Below are 13,380 nucleotides of genomic sequence, written 5' to 3' on the forward strand. Positions count from 1 at the left end.
GCTTGCGCCGAGAAATTATGTGAATGAGATTCACATAACAAGACCTTTCCGCTTACGGTTGTCGGCGTGCCCCGATTGGACGAGATCACCAGCGAGCTCGATCCGCCGTTCGCGGTGGTCGACCTCGACGCGTTCGACCACAACGCCGCCGACCTGGTGCGGCGCGCTGCCGGTCGGCCGATCCGGGTGGCCACCAAGTCGGTGCGCTGCCGCGAGCTGCTCAGCCGCGCGCTGCGCACGCCCGGCTTCGCCGGGCTGATGTGCTACAGCCTGGCCGAAGCCCTGTGGCTGCACCGGGAGGGGATCAGCGACGACATCCTGGTCGCCTACCCGACCGTCGACCGGGGCGCGCTGCGCGAGCTCGCCGCCGATCCGGCCGCGGCCGCGGCCATCGCGCTCGTGGTGGACTCGCCCGAGCACCTGGACCTCGTCGATGCCGCGGTCGGCCCGACCCGCCCGGACATCCGGCTCTGCCTGGAGGTCGACGCCTCCTGGCGACCGCTGCCCGGCCTGCACATCGGCACCCGCCGCTCCCCGGTGCACACCGCCGACCAGGCCCGCCGCTCGGCCGCGACCATCCTGCGCCGCAAGGGGTTCCAGCTCGTCGGCCTGATGGCCTACGAGGGCCAGATCGCCGGGATCGGGGATGCGCCGGTCGGCCGTCCGCTGCGCGGGGCCGCCGTGCGGTGGCTCCAGCGCCGGTCCGCCGCCGAGCTGGTCGAGCGGCGCGCCGCGGTGGTGCGGGCGGTGCGCGCGATGACCTCGCTGGAGTTCGTCAACGGCGGCGGGACCGGGAGCCTCGAGCGCACCGCCGCCGAGCCCGTGGTCACCGAGCTCGCCGCTGGTTCCGGGCTGATCGGCCCGTCGCTGTTCGACTCCTACCGCGCCTTCCAGCCCCGGCCCGCGGTGCGGTTCGCGCTGCCGGTGGTGCACCGGCCCGCGCCGCGCATCGCGACCCTGTTCGGCGGCGGGTACCTGGCCTCCGGTCCGCCGGGTGCGGACCGGGTGCCGGTGCCGAGCCTGCCCCGCGGCCTGCGGCTGACCGCGACCGAAGGCGCCGGGGAGGTGCAGACACCGGTCGTCGGGGCAGCCGCCGACCAGCTCCGGCTCGGCGACCGGGTGTGGTTCCGGCACGCCAAGGCCGGTGAGCTCGCCGAGCGCTTCACCCACTACCACCTGGTCGACGGCGCGCGGTTGACCTCGGTGCCCACCTACCGCGGCGAGGGCAGGTCCTTCGGCTGATCCGGTTGCTGCCCCTCCGGGATCCGGTTGGAGAGGTAGCCGCGGACCATCTCCTTGGCCTCCGCCACCAGCGTCGGGTCGCCCGCCGGGTCGCGGCGGAAGGCCATGTGCAGCACCGCGTCCGCGGCCTCGACCGCGACCGCGAGCGGGAGCAGCAGGCGCTGCGGGTCGAGGCCGAACTCCTCGGCGAGCAGCCCGATCAGCTTCTCCGCGATGACCGCGTTGTTGTCCTTGCCCGGGTCCAGCAGCCGGAGGTCGACCACGTCGCCGAAGTGCAGGCGGCTGAAGGCCGGAACCTCGCGGTGCATGGACAGGTAGACGTCGAAGACCGCGTCCACGGCGTCCCACCAGTGCACCATCTCCAGCTGGTCGAAGCGGGCGGACACGGCGCGCACGAAGCGGTCCAGGTTGCGCAGCGTCAGCTCCTGCACGACCGCCCGCTTGTCCGGGAAGAACTGGTAGAGCGAGCCGACGGCCACCCCGGCCCGTTCGGCGATCAGCGTGGTCGTTAACCCGTCGTAGCCCACCTCGTCGATCAGCTCGGCGCAGGCGGCGAGCATCTTCTCCACGCGTTGCGCACTGCGCTGCTGGACCGGCTTGCGGCGCAGTGGGGCGACTTCGGCTGGCAAGGCAACTCCTTGATCATCTTCACTGACCATCTTGCCGACCACGACCGTGCTTCTCGTTCGGGGGAGGCCCTGGGAGATGTGCCGAGCCCGACCCGGCGGTCTGGTTCACCGATGCGCTCCGGGGACGGCCCCGGTCGTCGGTGGTGCCCCAAGTTTCCCGGCCCGCGGGGTGTCGTGCGCTCCGGACATGCCGAAGACCGTATCAATCGAACGGGTGATTCCTCGGGCAACTGCTTGACCGGAGGGGGGTGCGTGGTCATCAGGTGGGTGACGGCCGTGCCGCTGACCTGCGGATCCGTGCGCGTTACACGAATCGGATATGCATTGAGTCATGTTGTCAGCGCGCGACATCACTATCTAGGGTGATCGGGTCGTCATTCTCCGTGACAGAAAGGTCATTGTGGGTTACTGCGCGGCTGCCACTCGTCCTCCCGTCGTTCGACGTGCTGTGCTTACCCGGTGGACTCCGACCTGGGGGCGCGCGAGGACCTGCACCATCCCTGCCGCGGGTACCCGTGCCTGCACCGCTGTCCCGTGCGCGACGCGCACCGCGACCTCGTGACCGCCCGGTTGGCCGCGGAGCCGGTCCACCACCCGCAGCCCTCCCGCGCGACCGCCGCGGAGCAGGCCCCGGCGCTCCGCCACCCGCTGACCACCACCGCGGCCAACGAGCTGCTGGCCGACGGCGGCTACGGGCTGCGCGTCGAGCGCGCCCCGCGCGGCGAACTCCGGCTCACCGGCATCGGCAGCGGGGTGCCGCTGGGCGGGGAACCGGACTGGGCCGACCTGTACCGGGCGCTGGTCCGGCTGCGCCGCACCCGGAAGGTGTACGACGCGAGCTGGTTGCAGCGGTTGACCCGGTCCCTGGTGGCCGCACCGGCTCCGGGGCGCTGCACCAGGGTTCCGCTGGACCGGGTCGAGCTGCTGCCGGGCGCCGACCCCGAGTACACCGCGAGCCTGCTGGCCGCGGTGACCGGCCCGGACCTGGCCGTGCAGCTGCCCGACGGGCAGGTCAGCGTCAGCGACCGGGAGCGCACCGTGCAGCTGCGCGCGGTCGCCTCGCGGGACCGCGCGCAACAGCAACTCCACTGCTGGGAGCAGTTCCTCGCGGTGGTCGCCGACGACCCCAACCTGCGGATGCACTGCGCCGCCCACCCGGTGCCCGGCGCCGTGGTCGACACCGGCACCGGCGCGGCGGCGCTGCTCCGGATCGCCGAACCGGCACCCGCGCACCCCTCCCACCCCGGCGGCACCATCGCGGTCCCGGTCTCCGCGCTGCTGCGGCCGGACGCCGCCGGCACCCCGGAGCTGCTCCGCGTGGTGCTGGACAACCGCTTCGAGTGGCGAGAGGACGAGCTCGAGTACTTCCTGGAGCACTTCGTCCGCCCGCTGCTGCGCACCTTCCGGGTGGCGCTCGACGTGCACCGGATCGGGCTGTTCGCGCTGGACGAGACCGGGCTGGCCATCGAGCTCTCCCCGGAGCTGCAGGCCACCGGCCGAATCGTGGTCACCGACCAGGAGCGGGTCTGCTGGGACCCGAACCGCGCCGAGGTCGCCGCCGGGGTCCGCGCGCTGGTCGGCACGCTGGACCGGCTGAGCACCGGGTTCGCCGAGCTCGGCGGCGGTCGCCGGACCGGGCAGGTCCGGCACGCGGTGGACCGGGTGATCGCCGAGGAGCTGCGCTACCTCGACCCGAGTACCGCGGAGCTGCTCTCCGGCGAGCAGCCGCTGCAGTGCTACGCGCACACCGTGCCGGAGGAGCAGGACGCGGTGCTGCGGTCGGTGCTCGACGAGGTCCAGCGGCGCACCCGGCAGCGCCGGTGGAACCCGGGCCTCGGGAAACCGGCGGTCGCCATCGACGTGGACCTGTGCGGGCTCGTCCCGCTGCAGCGCGTCCTCGACGCCGCCCGCGCGACCGCTGGTCCGCGGCCCGGCGCCCCGGAGGGCATCCTCGAGCTCGCCAGCGCCGGAACCCTCCCCGTCCTGCCCACCTGCGCGCCGGGGACCTGGGACGACTTCGTCGAGCGGAGCGGGCTGGGCGAGCGCTACCCGGCGGTGGACTGGGCGGGGGTGCGCGCCGACTTCGTCCGCGCGTTCCTGGCGCGCCCGCGCGAGCGGCTGCGCACCGACAGCGCCAACGCGGGCCTGGCCCGGTTCGTGTGGGACGTGCAGGACGCCGGTGGCCAGGTGGTGTTCTACACCCGGCGCAAGGAGCGCTACCGCGAGCAGACCGAGGAGGTCCTGGCTGCGGCCGGGATCGCTGAGGCGGTCCTGTGCTGCCGCCCGGAGGACGGCGGTCGCCCGCTGCAGGCCGCCGAGCTGGGCGAGGTGGACCTGGTCGCGGTCTTCGACGACGAGCGGGCCGAGCGGGTCGCGATCAGCGCGGAGTTCGGCGGTGCGCGCGCGATCGCGGTGCAGGTCCCCGGGTTCGCCGCGGAGCGCCGGGCGGGCCGGGACGAGGTGGTCGCCACCTTCGAGACCCGCCCGCGCCCCGACGAGCGCATCGGACCGCGCCTGTCCAACACGCACTCCCTGGAGGAGCTGCAGATCGGCGCGCTGCGCAAGAACCGCCTGGCGCAGCGCTGGGCCGTGCACCTCACCGCGCAGGAGACCCGCGACATCGTGGACTCGGTGCTCGCCGACGCCGACCGCGCGGCGTTGCGGACCGGGGACAGCGCGGCGGCGAAGTTCGGCCTCGACCGGCCGGGCCCGGCGGACGGCGAGCAGGTGCTCGCCGCGGTGCACCACGTGCTCACCCGCAAGCAGTTCTACAAGGGCTCCCGGTCCAACTACCAGCTCGCCGACCTGCGCGCGGACGTCGAACCGCTGGTGCGGCGCGGCGAACCGATCGAGGTGGTGCTGCTCGGCTTCCCGGTCAAGCAGTGCCTGAACCGGCTCAAGGCGGGCGGTCCGCTGCCCGACCTGGCCGAGTTCGGCGCGATGGCCCGGCTGCGCGAGATGCAGCAGGCGATCAGCGCGGTGCACGCGCCCGGCCTGCACTTCAACATCCTCACCGACGGGCGGCACTTCCGGAGCCGCCCGGCCGCGATCACCGACGCCTACCAGCGCAAGCTGCGCGAGTACGCGGACCTGGCCGGGATCGGCGACCGGACCCTCGTCGAGGACGTCGACGTGGTCGCCGAGCAGCGGCTCGGCCCGGGGCTGCCCGCGCAGCGCGCGGAGCGGATCGCGAAGTACCGGCGGCTGCTCGGCGAATCGCTGCGCGAGTTCGACATCACCGACAACCCGCTGCGTACCCTGGAACGGGTGCACCGGTGGACGGCCGGTGCCGACGAGTTCGCGCCGCACGTCATCGGGCTGTTCCGGGAGATCCTGATGTCGATGGTGTACTCGGTCCCGGTGTCGGTGCCGACCGGCGTGGACCGGATGGAGTGGTCCACCGCGGTCTACGCCGACGTCTACAATCTGGTGGACCAGGGCGTTTCCGCCGAGGTCCGCCAGGCGCGCTGCGCGGTGCTGCGCCGGGCGTGGCACACCGTGATCCGCTACATGGCGACCATGCAGGTGGACGAGGAGTTCGGCTACGAGCGGATGATCCCGAACCGGGTCCGGTTGACGTTGAGCGCGGTGCGCAAGGGTTGCCCGGGCTTCACCTACCTCGGCGGGTCGGGGCTGCTGCCGTGGCAGGGCACCGGGGTGCTGGACCCGCGCGGCCACGTGGCGGTGGACTTCGCGATCTCCCTGCTGGACCAGGGGTTCGTCCCGGTCTACTCCCCGCTGCTGGGGCCGCGGCAGCCCTGGGCGATGGTCCCGGCCGACCGCACCCACCCGGCGGAGCACTCGCACGTCCCCGCCCCGCGGGGTTCGGCCCCGCACCCCGGGCTGCGGCTGGACGAGCAGTTCATCGCGAAGGCCCGCCTCCGCCGCAAGTGACCGGCTGGGACGTCGGAACCGGCGGGGGATTACGCGCGCCCCGGGGACAGCATCCCCTCGGGGCGTTCTCCTTGCGGTCGGCCTGAGCGGACTGGAAGCTGGGGGCACGCCGCTCGAGCCGGGCAAGCGCCGGGCCGCACGGGTGCTGGGTCGCACTCGGAACTCACCAAGCCGTTCCGCCCCTCCAGGGGGCGTGATCGCGCGAGCTCAGCAGCGGCGGTGGTCCTCACGAGCGGGGGTCGTGGGGTCGTGGGCTGGGGTTCGGACGACCGCCGCTCACGAGTTCCGGGGGTGGAGATGTCGTCTCGTCGTGGTGCGCGGGTGTGTGATCCCGTACTGGTCGCGGTGGTGGTCGGTGCTGCGCTGCTGTCGATCGCGGCTTGTGTGGTCACCGCGCTGTCCGGGGGCACGCTGGCCTACGCCGACGCCATGTCGCACCTGTTGATCAGCGGCCGGGTTTCCGGGGCGTCGACGCCGGGGGCCGCGCAGCTCGGTGGGGTTTGGTTGCCGCTGCCGCACCTGCTGGCCGCCCCGCTGGTCGAGTACGAGCCGCTGCTGAGGTCGGGGATCGGCGCCTGCGCCCTGTCGATGGCCTGCTTCGTCGCGGCGACCGGCTGGCTCTACCGGGCCACGAGGGGGATCACCGGCAGGACCACCGGCGGGGTGGTGGCCGCCGTCGTGTTCGCCACCAACCCCAACGTGCTCTACCTGCAGAGCACGCCGATGACGGAAGTGCCGATGCTGGCCGGGATCGCGGCGACCACCGCCTGCTTCGTCGCGTGGTGCCGGACCGACCAACTCCGCTACCTGCTGCTCTGCGCGCTCGCGACGATGCTGACCACGCTGGTCCGCTACGAGGGCTGGGTGCTGCTGCCCGCGCTGGTCGCCGCGGTCGGCTGGCGGTCGTGGCAACGGGCCGCCGCGGGCGGGGAGTGGTGGTACGCGGTGCGGGCCGACCTGGTGCTGTTCGGCGTGCTGGCCGCCAGCGGTGTGGTGGGCTGGATCGGCTGGAACGCCATCATCTTCGGCGATCCGCTGAACTTCCTGCGCGGCGAGTTCGCCAAGCCGGAGCTGTGGGTGGCCGCCGACGACCCGGCGGTGGGGAGCTGGGCGGTGGCGGGCGCGAGCTACCTGTGGGCGGTGCTCGCGGTGCTGGGCCCGGTGGTGCTGGTCGCCGCGGTCGGCGGGCTGGTGCTGCTGGTGCGGCGCACGCGGCTGCGGGCGGAGGCGCTGGCCCCGGCCCTGCTGCTGGTGCTGCCGGTCTTCTACGTCTACGCGCTGCAATCCGGCCAGCGCCCGCTGCACGTCCCGCAGATCAGCGGGGGCCTGTACAACGTGCGTTTCGGGATCGTCGTGGTCGTGCCCGCCGCGCTGCTCGTCGGGTACCTGGCCGCGCAGGTGCGGCCGAAGGCGCTGACCCGGGTCGTGCCGGTGCTGGCCGCGGCCGCTTCGGTGCTGGTCGCGGTGGGTGGCATCGCGACCGCGCAGGAGCCCCGGGCGTTCCGGGCCAGCGCGGTGGAGCGGTCGAGCGCGGCGGGGGCGGCCTGGCTGCGCGAGCACTACGACCGGGGACGGGTGCTGATGCAGTCCTGGAACAACGAGACGGTCAACTTCGAGTCGGGCATCCCGCTGCGCAAGGTCGTCTACGAGGACAGCTACCGGCAGTGGGAACCGGCGCTGGCCGACCCGGCGGCACGCGGCATCCGGTGGGTCCACATGGGACGCAAGAACGGGGTGCCGGACCAGGTGTGGGAGCGGTTGCACGGCTCTCCGGTGCTCAACGAGTCCTACGTGCTGGTGTACGCCGACGCCGACCGCCAGGTCTACAGGCTGCGCGCGAGGTGCTCTTGAGTGTCCACAGTGGAATGAAAATAGCCCCGCTGCCGGCGCACCTGAGCGCCCGGGAGCTGCTCAGCACCGGTCAGCGCAGGTTCGCCACCGCGGTGGCGGCCTGCATCACCGCCTCGATCCTGCTGTGGTTCACCACCGGCTTCGGCATCTCGCCGCTGACCTGGGCGCAGATCGGCGTGATCGCGATGACCACCACCTACGTGCTGGTGATCGGCTACCGGGCATTGCTGGTCCTGATCGCCCCGCGGGCGGTCGAGCCGGTCGGCGCGCAGGTCCCGGACGCCGAACTCCCCAGCTACGCGGTGCTCGTGCCGCTGCACCGCGAGGAAGCGGTGCTGCCCAGCCTGCTCACGCACCTCGACGCCCTGCGGTACCCGGTCGTCAAGCTGCAGGTCCTGCTGCTGGTCGAGGAGGACGACGACAGCACCCGGGCGGCGCTGGCCGAGTACGAGCTCGGCCCGCAGTACGAGGTCGTGGTGGTGCCGGAGGGCGGGCCGCGCACCAAGCCGAACGCCTGCAACGTCGGGCTCGCCCGGGTCACCGCCGAGCACTGCGTCATCTTCGACGCCGAGGACCGCCCACACCCCGACCAGCTCCGCGCGGCCGCCGCCGCGTTCGCCCACCACCCGCCGGAAGTGGTGTGCCTGCAGGCCGAACTCGCCTACTGGAACCCGTGGACGAACTGGCTGACCCGGATGTTCGCCGGCGAGTACGCGCTGAACTTCCGGCTCACCCTGCTCGGCCTCGACCGGCTCGACCTGCCGATCCCGCTCGGCGGCACGTCGAACCACCTGCGCACCGCCGCGCTGCGCGAACTCGGTGGCTGGGGCCCGCACAACGTCACCGAGGACGCCGACCTCGGCATCCGGATCGCCCGCCGCGGCTGGCAGGTGCGGATGCTCGACTCGGTCACCCTGGAGGAGGCCAACAGCCGGACCGGCAACTGGATCCGGCAGCGCAGCCGGTGGATCAAGGGGCACCTGCAGACCTGGCTGGTGCACATGCGGCACCCGCGCCAGCTGCTGGCCGAGCTGGGCTGGCGCCGGTTCGCCAGCTTCCACCTGACCTTCGCGGTCAGCACCCTGGCTGTGCTGTGCAACCCGGTCTTCTAAGCGCTGTCCTGCTGGTACCTGGTGGACGGCCCACGCCGGATCGAGGTGCTGTACCCGGGACCGACGCTGTACGGGGGCGTCGCGGTGATGCTGCTCGGCAACCTGACCACGATCTACCTGTTCCTCATCGCGTGCGCGGTGCGCCCCGGGCTGCACCGCGCGGTGCCCGCGATGCTGACGATGCCGCTGTACTGGGCGCTGATGAGCGTGGCCGCGCTCCGCGCGGTGACCCAGCTGCTGCGCCCGGGACGACGGCACTACTGGGAGCTGACCGCGCATGGCCTGGTGCTCGATCCGGACTCCGCCCGGTCCTGACCGCGCGCGGCGGCTGGTGTCGTTCGCGCTGGTCGGCGGGTTCTCGACACTGCTGCACGCGGCGCTGTTCGCGCTGTCCCGGACGTGGTGCCCGGCCCTGCCTGGCCAACCTGGTCGCGCTGGCCCTGGCGACCACGGCGAACACCGAACTGAACCGGCGCCTCACCTTCCACGACCGCCCGAAACCCGCTGCGGCAGCGCAGGTCGGCGGGTTGCTGGCGTTCGGCGTGAGCTACTCGGCCACCGCGCTGGGCCTGTTCCTGGTGCGCGTGGCGGTGCCGGCTGCGGACCTGCCGCTGGAGTTGCTGGCGCTGGCGGTGTCCAGCGGGTTCGGCACCGTGCTGCGGTACGTCGCGCTGGACCGGTGGGTGTTCCGCCGGAACGGGAAAGAGCCCTGGCAGCTCGGTCGGGGAAGCGAGCGGCCAGGGCCTTTCCACCCTCGCTCCGGATCCGTCCGGGGAAACGGGTTCCGGAGCAGTTGGATTCCGCGGACCGGCACCGGTCGGGGGGAGGGGAGTGCGTCAGCACCAGCCCGCGGAAGCTGTGGAGTTCTTCTCGGTGGCGGCCGATGCGCGGTGGTCGAGGTCGGGGAAACGCGACCAGTCGCCCATCGGCCGCCACCTGGCGGTTCCTCGGTCTTGCCCGGGGTCGGGGAGGAGGTGTTGCTGTCCGGGACCGAGGCCGCCAGCTTTACGGCACCGGCGCCACCGGGCGCAGAGCGTGCGCCGGGCGCTGGTGCCGTGCGGGACGGGGAGCCAGGGCACCAGCCACCAGGTGCTCGTACGCCGAGCGCCACACCGAGCACGGTGCTTTCTGCGGGCGCCAGCGGCTGGAGCACTCCGGGCAGTTGCCCTTGTCGTCGGCTTCGTGCGCGGTGAGCAGCGTCCGCCACCCCTCGGTGAGCCGGGGGAGTTCGGAACGCGCCACGGAGAGCAGGGAGGTGGCGTCCGCCCGGTCCGCGAGCTCGCTCAACATGTCGAGCCGCTCGCGCACCGCGCTGCGCAGCACCTGGCCCAGGATCTCGTCCACTGAAACGTCACCGTCACTTTCTCGCCTGCATCGCGGCATCCCGCAACGCTGTTGACAACTGGCGCACGCCCAGCGGGGAGAGCACTGCGGCGTGGCCGGGCGGTCCGACGAGCTCGACCTGATCCCGATCGACCAGCACGGCCAGGGTCCGGTGGGCGTTCGACAGGTCGCGGCAGTCGACCTGCCACCACCGCCGACGGTCGGCAGGTGTAGCAGTGGGTTCGGCCATCCGGCCGACCCCGGTCCTGCTCGCCCGCTCGTCCACTTCGCTTACCGTCCCGTCCGTGCTCGGTTGCTTGCTGATGACTAGATTGGTCCCAGTCGGCACCGTTCGCCTAGTCGTCGGGCGGTGACCGGGCCGATGGCGACGACGAGCGGTCGGCGAACTTCAGCGCAACCGATCACCTCTACCGAAACGGACTTCACCGGGTTGCCGCAGTGCCCTTACTCTGCGACCAACGCCCGTGCAGAGCGTCAGGGGGTCTAAATGAACATCATCGGTTCTAGCGGCTCTCCCGTTACACCCGACGTTTGGAACGATCGGGAGATGCGGGATGCCCTGGCCCGGCGGGACGTCAGCGAGATCTACAAGCAACTGCGCCGACGCGGCGTCTCGCAGCGCCAGATCGCGGCCTCCACGGGGCAGTCGCAGTCCGAGGTGTCCGAGATCCTCAAGGGTCGGCAGGTCATGGCTTACGACGTGCTGGCCAGGATCGCCGACGGGCTGGGCATCCCGCGGGGCTACATGGGCCTCGCTTACGACGGGGCGACCGCGATGCGGGTCGCTAGCGCGACCAACGCCCTCGAAGCTGAGGAGGACGAATCGGTGAAGCGGCGGAAGTTCTTGTCCCACGCCGCCCAGGTGACCATGGGCGCTGCCGTGTTCGGGGAGGCCACCAGTTGGCTGCCCGCGAACGCGCAAACACCGGCGCCAGCCCGGATCGGCATGACCGACGTGCAGCAGATCCAGGCGGCCACCAAGGCCCTGCGCGACCTCGACTACCGCTACGGCGGCGGCACCTGCCGCGACGCCGTGGTGGCCCAGCTGTCCTGGGCGCAGCAGCTGCTCGACTCGACCTCCACCGACCTGGTGCGCAAGCAGCTGTTCGTGGCGCTGGCCGACATGCACAGCCTCGCCGGGTGGACGTCGTTCGACGTGGGCCTGCTGGACCCGGCGCGCGGCCACTTCGGCAAGGCGCTGGAGTTCGCCAAGCAGGCCGATGACCACGGGCTGCTGGCCAGCGTGCTGTACCGGATGGGCCGGGTGTACCTGCACCACCAGGAGCCCAACGAGGCGTTGAAGCTGTTCCAGCTGGGCCAGATCGCCGCGCAGGAGTCCGGTTCGGCGCTGACCGTGGCCGTGCTGTGCGCGAACGAGGCCTGGGCGTACGGGATGCTGAACAAGCCCGACCAGGTGCAGAAGATGGTGGGCCGCACCAAGGACGAGTTCGCCCGGGCGCAGGCCAGCGAGGCGCCGGACTGGGTCCGGTTCTTCAACGAGAACGACCTGCACGGCATGATCGGCTCCGCGCACGACGCGCTGGCCGTGTTCGACCCGAAGAAGCACGCCTCGATCGCGGTCGCCGAGACCATCAAGTGCAACGAGGCCTACGGCGCGGACATGCAGCGTACCCACGTCTTCGGGCTCAGCCTGCAGGCCACCAACCACTTCCGCGCCGGTGACGTCCAAGAGGGCATCAAGGTCGGCCGCCGCGCGCTGCAGCACGGCGAGCGGGTCAAGTCCGCCCGGGTCGCCGACCGGCTCAAGCCGTTGGAGCTGGAGGCGGCCAAGCACCGGGCCAACTCCGACGCGCGCGACCTGTTCGACGAGGTCCGGCAGTTCCGGCAGTCGTGAGGCTGCTGCGTCGCGACCGGTGCGTCGGTTTGAGAACCATGAACATGCAGACATACCAGGTGGAACAGGGTCAGCGAGTCCCGCCTGAACTGGGCTTGGCGCTGGCCGAGATCTGCGCCTCCGTCGGGTTGGACCCGCGGGGTGCGCGACTGGTCCGATTCATCAACAACGGGGTGTTCCTGCTCCGCGACGATCCCGTCATCGTCCGCGTGGTGCTGTCCCCGTCGTTCGGTTACCGAGCTTTCAACGCCGTCGAGGCCGCCCGCTGGTTGGCCGTGCACGGGGTCCCGGCGGTGCGGTTGCTGCCCGGTTTCGAGCAGCCGGTCCAGGTGGGGGAGCACTTGGCGACGCTCTGGCGGTACGTGCCGGAGCTGGGACCGGTGCCGAGCGGGGCGGACCTCGGCGAGCTGCTGCGGTTGATGCACTCGAAGCCGCTGTCGCCGACCTTCCTGGACTGGCAGCCGATGGCCGACATCCGGCGCCGGTTGACCGACGCGGTCGACATCGACCCCGCGGACCGGTACTTCCTGGAGCAGCGCGCCGACCACGTCGAGGAGCGGTTGGCCGAGCTGCGGTTCCCGCTGCAGCAGTGCGTGATCCACGCGGACGCGCACCTGGGCAACGTGATCGGTGGTCCGGACGGTCCGCTGCTGTGCGACCTGGACTCGCTGTGCGTCGGCCCGCCGGAGTGGGACCTGACGCCGCTGGCGGTCGGCCGGCTGCGGATGGGCCAGCCGTCGGCCTGGTACGAGGAGCTGGCCGCCGCGTACGGCTTCGACGTCACGGAGTGGGACGGCTTCCCGGTGCTGCGGGAGCTGCGCGAGCTGAAGATCACTACCGGGGTGCTGCCGATCGTGCGCAGCAATCCGGGGCTGCGCGACCAGCTGCACCGGCGGTTGCGCACGATGCGCGACGGCGACCTGGCCGCGCAGTGGGCGCCGTACAGCTGACCGCAACGACGGGTATGCACCCAAATGGGCGATCTTGACCCAATTGCCGCGCTCTTTTGGTCATTCATGGTGACGACATTGACCCGAAGGGGTAAATCATACGAGCGAACTAAACCGTCAGGGTGTTGCAACTGGATGGGTTGTCGATGATGGTCGCGGAGTTCTTGCTGGGAAAGCTGTTCCCGCGCTGGCGCCGGGCGCGCGCGTTGCGCGCCGCGCAGGTGCTCGACGACGTGGTGGACACCCAGGTCTCGTCGCTGCCCCGGCTGCCAGCGGACCTCCGGCGGCGGCACGCCGACCACCTCGCCGAACTGGTGCTGCTCGCCCAGGTGCACCGGCACTACGCGAAGGGCTGGATCAGCCGGCGGGAACTCGAGCGGCGCAGCCGGGCCGCGCTGCTCCGCCTCGAAGAACCCGGTGGTCTCGACGTCGGTGCAACTCACCGACGCTGAATGACCGCTCGGCGACCAGCGCGTCATCGCTGCCGCGCTGCGCGTTCCAGC

At 71.9% G+C, this 13,380-nt stretch carries 11 protein-coding genes and 1 pseudogene; 9 read left to right on the plus strand and 3 right to left on the minus strand.

All coding sequences use genetic code 11. The annotated features are described in order from the left end of the window. Positions 1-66: 66 nt before the first annotated feature. Positions 67-1,242: an amino acid deaminase/aldolase gene (locus ABT324_RS03565; RefSeq protein WP_351170979.1), complete on the plus strand. Its 1,176-nt coding sequence runs from the start codon at positions 67-69 to the stop codon at positions 1,240-1,242. Here ABT324_RS03565 and ABT324_RS03570 read toward each other — a convergent pair. Beyond that, positions 1,212-1,901 (minus strand): TetR/AcrR family transcriptional regulator, encoded by a 690-nt coding sequence (locus tag ABT324_RS03570; RefSeq protein WP_502949679.1) that lies wholly within the window; start codon positions 1,899-1,901, stop codon positions 1,212-1,214. The genes ABT324_RS03565 and ABT324_RS03570 overlap by 31 nt on opposite strands. 429 nt (positions 1,902-2,330) lie before the next feature. Between ABT324_RS03570 and ABT324_RS03575 the strand changes: the two genes are divergently transcribed. The 5 genes and pseudogenes from ABT324_RS03575 to ABT324_RS03595 all read left to right on the plus strand — a co-directional run. After that, positions 2,331-5,765: an L-tyrosine/L-tryptophan isonitrile synthase family protein gene (locus ABT324_RS03575; RefSeq protein WP_351170982.1), complete on the plus strand. Its 3,435-nt coding sequence runs from the start codon at positions 2,331-2,333 to the stop codon at positions 5,763-5,765. 321 nt (positions 5,766-6,086) lie between these two features. After that, on the plus strand, positions 6,087-7,616 hold the full coding sequence (locus ABT324_RS03580; protein WP_351170985.1) for an ArnT family glycosyltransferase: 1,530 nt from the start codon (positions 6,087-6,089) through the stop codon (positions 7,614-7,616). A 14-nt stretch (positions 7,617-7,630) separates the two neighbouring features. After that, complete coding sequence (locus tag ABT324_RS03585) at positions 7,631-8,728, plus strand: glycosyltransferase family 2 protein (RefSeq protein WP_351170988.1); 1,098 nt, start codon at positions 7,631-7,633, stop codon at positions 8,726-8,728. Between the two features lie 21 nt (positions 8,729-8,749). Then, the gene (locus ABT324_RS03590) at positions 8,750-9,043 is read left to right on the plus strand and encodes a hypothetical protein (RefSeq protein WP_351170991.1); all 294 of its coding nucleotides are present in this window, start codon (positions 8,750-8,752) and stop codon (positions 9,041-9,043) included. Between the two features lie 101 nt (positions 9,044-9,144). Then, a pseudogene (locus ABT324_RS03595) lies at positions 9,145-9,405 on the plus strand (GtrA family protein); the annotation flags it as partial. Positions 9,406-9,733: 328 nt separating this feature from the next. Here the strand turns inward: ABT324_RS03595 and ABT324_RS03600 are convergent. Together ABT324_RS03600 and ABT324_RS03605 are read right to left on the minus strand one after the other, a co-directional pair. After that, positions 9,734-10,072 (minus strand): hypothetical protein, encoded by a 339-nt coding sequence (locus ABT324_RS03600; RefSeq protein WP_351170993.1) that lies wholly within the window; start codon positions 10,070-10,072, stop codon positions 9,734-9,736. 13 nt (positions 10,073-10,085) lie between these two features. Then, positions 10,086-10,337, minus strand: coding sequence for a hypothetical protein (locus tag ABT324_RS03605; RefSeq protein ID WP_351170996.1), 252 nt, complete (start codon positions 10,335-10,337; stop codon positions 10,086-10,088). Positions 10,338-10,559: 222 nt separating this feature from the next. Here ABT324_RS03605 and ABT324_RS03610 point away from each other — a divergent pair, with 222 nt between their 5' ends. The 3 genes from ABT324_RS03610 to ABT324_RS03620 all read left to right on the plus strand — a co-directional run bounded on the left by ABT324_RS03610 (position 10,560) and on the right by ABT324_RS03620 (position 13,329). Continuing rightward, positions 10,560-11,927 (plus strand): helix-turn-helix domain-containing protein, encoded by a 1,368-nt coding sequence (locus tag ABT324_RS03610; RefSeq protein WP_502949680.1) that lies wholly within the window; start codon positions 10,560-10,562, stop codon positions 11,925-11,927. 38 nt (positions 11,928-11,965) lie between these two features. Further along, a complete protein-coding gene (locus ABT324_RS03615; protein WP_502949681.1) occupies positions 11,966-12,877 on the plus strand; it encodes a phosphotransferase enzyme family protein in 912 nt (303 codons plus the stop codon). A gap of 122 nt (positions 12,878-12,999) precedes the next feature. Next, positions 13,000-13,329 (plus strand): hypothetical protein, encoded by a 330-nt coding sequence (locus ABT324_RS03620; RefSeq protein WP_351171002.1) that lies wholly within the window; start codon positions 13,000-13,002, stop codon positions 13,327-13,329. The last annotated feature ends 51 nt before the right edge of the window (positions 13,330-13,380 follow it).

The organism is Saccharopolyspora sp. NPDC000359 (genome assembly GCF_040300525.1).
Lineage (GTDB): Bacteria > Actinomycetota > Actinomycetes > Mycobacteriales > Pseudonocardiaceae > Saccharopolyspora.

Excerpts from the sequence above, each read along its gene's own strand:
- ABT324_RS03570 (WP_502949679.1), bottom strand. The coding sequence starts at position 1,901 with ATGGTCAGTGAAGATGATCAAGGAGTTGCCTTGCCAGCCGAAGTCGCC.
- ABT324_RS03585 (WP_351170988.1), top strand. The coding sequence starts at position 7,631 with ATGAAAATAGCCCCGCTGCCGGCGCACCTGAGCGCCCGGGAGCTGCTC.
- ABT324_RS03610 (WP_502949680.1), top strand. The coding sequence starts at position 10,560 with ATGAACATCATCGGTTCTAGCGGCTCTCCCGTTACACCCGACGTTTGG.
- ABT324_RS03615 (WP_502949681.1), top strand. The coding sequence starts at position 11,966 with ATGAACATGCAGACATACCAGGTGGAACAGGGTCAGCGAGTCCCGCCT.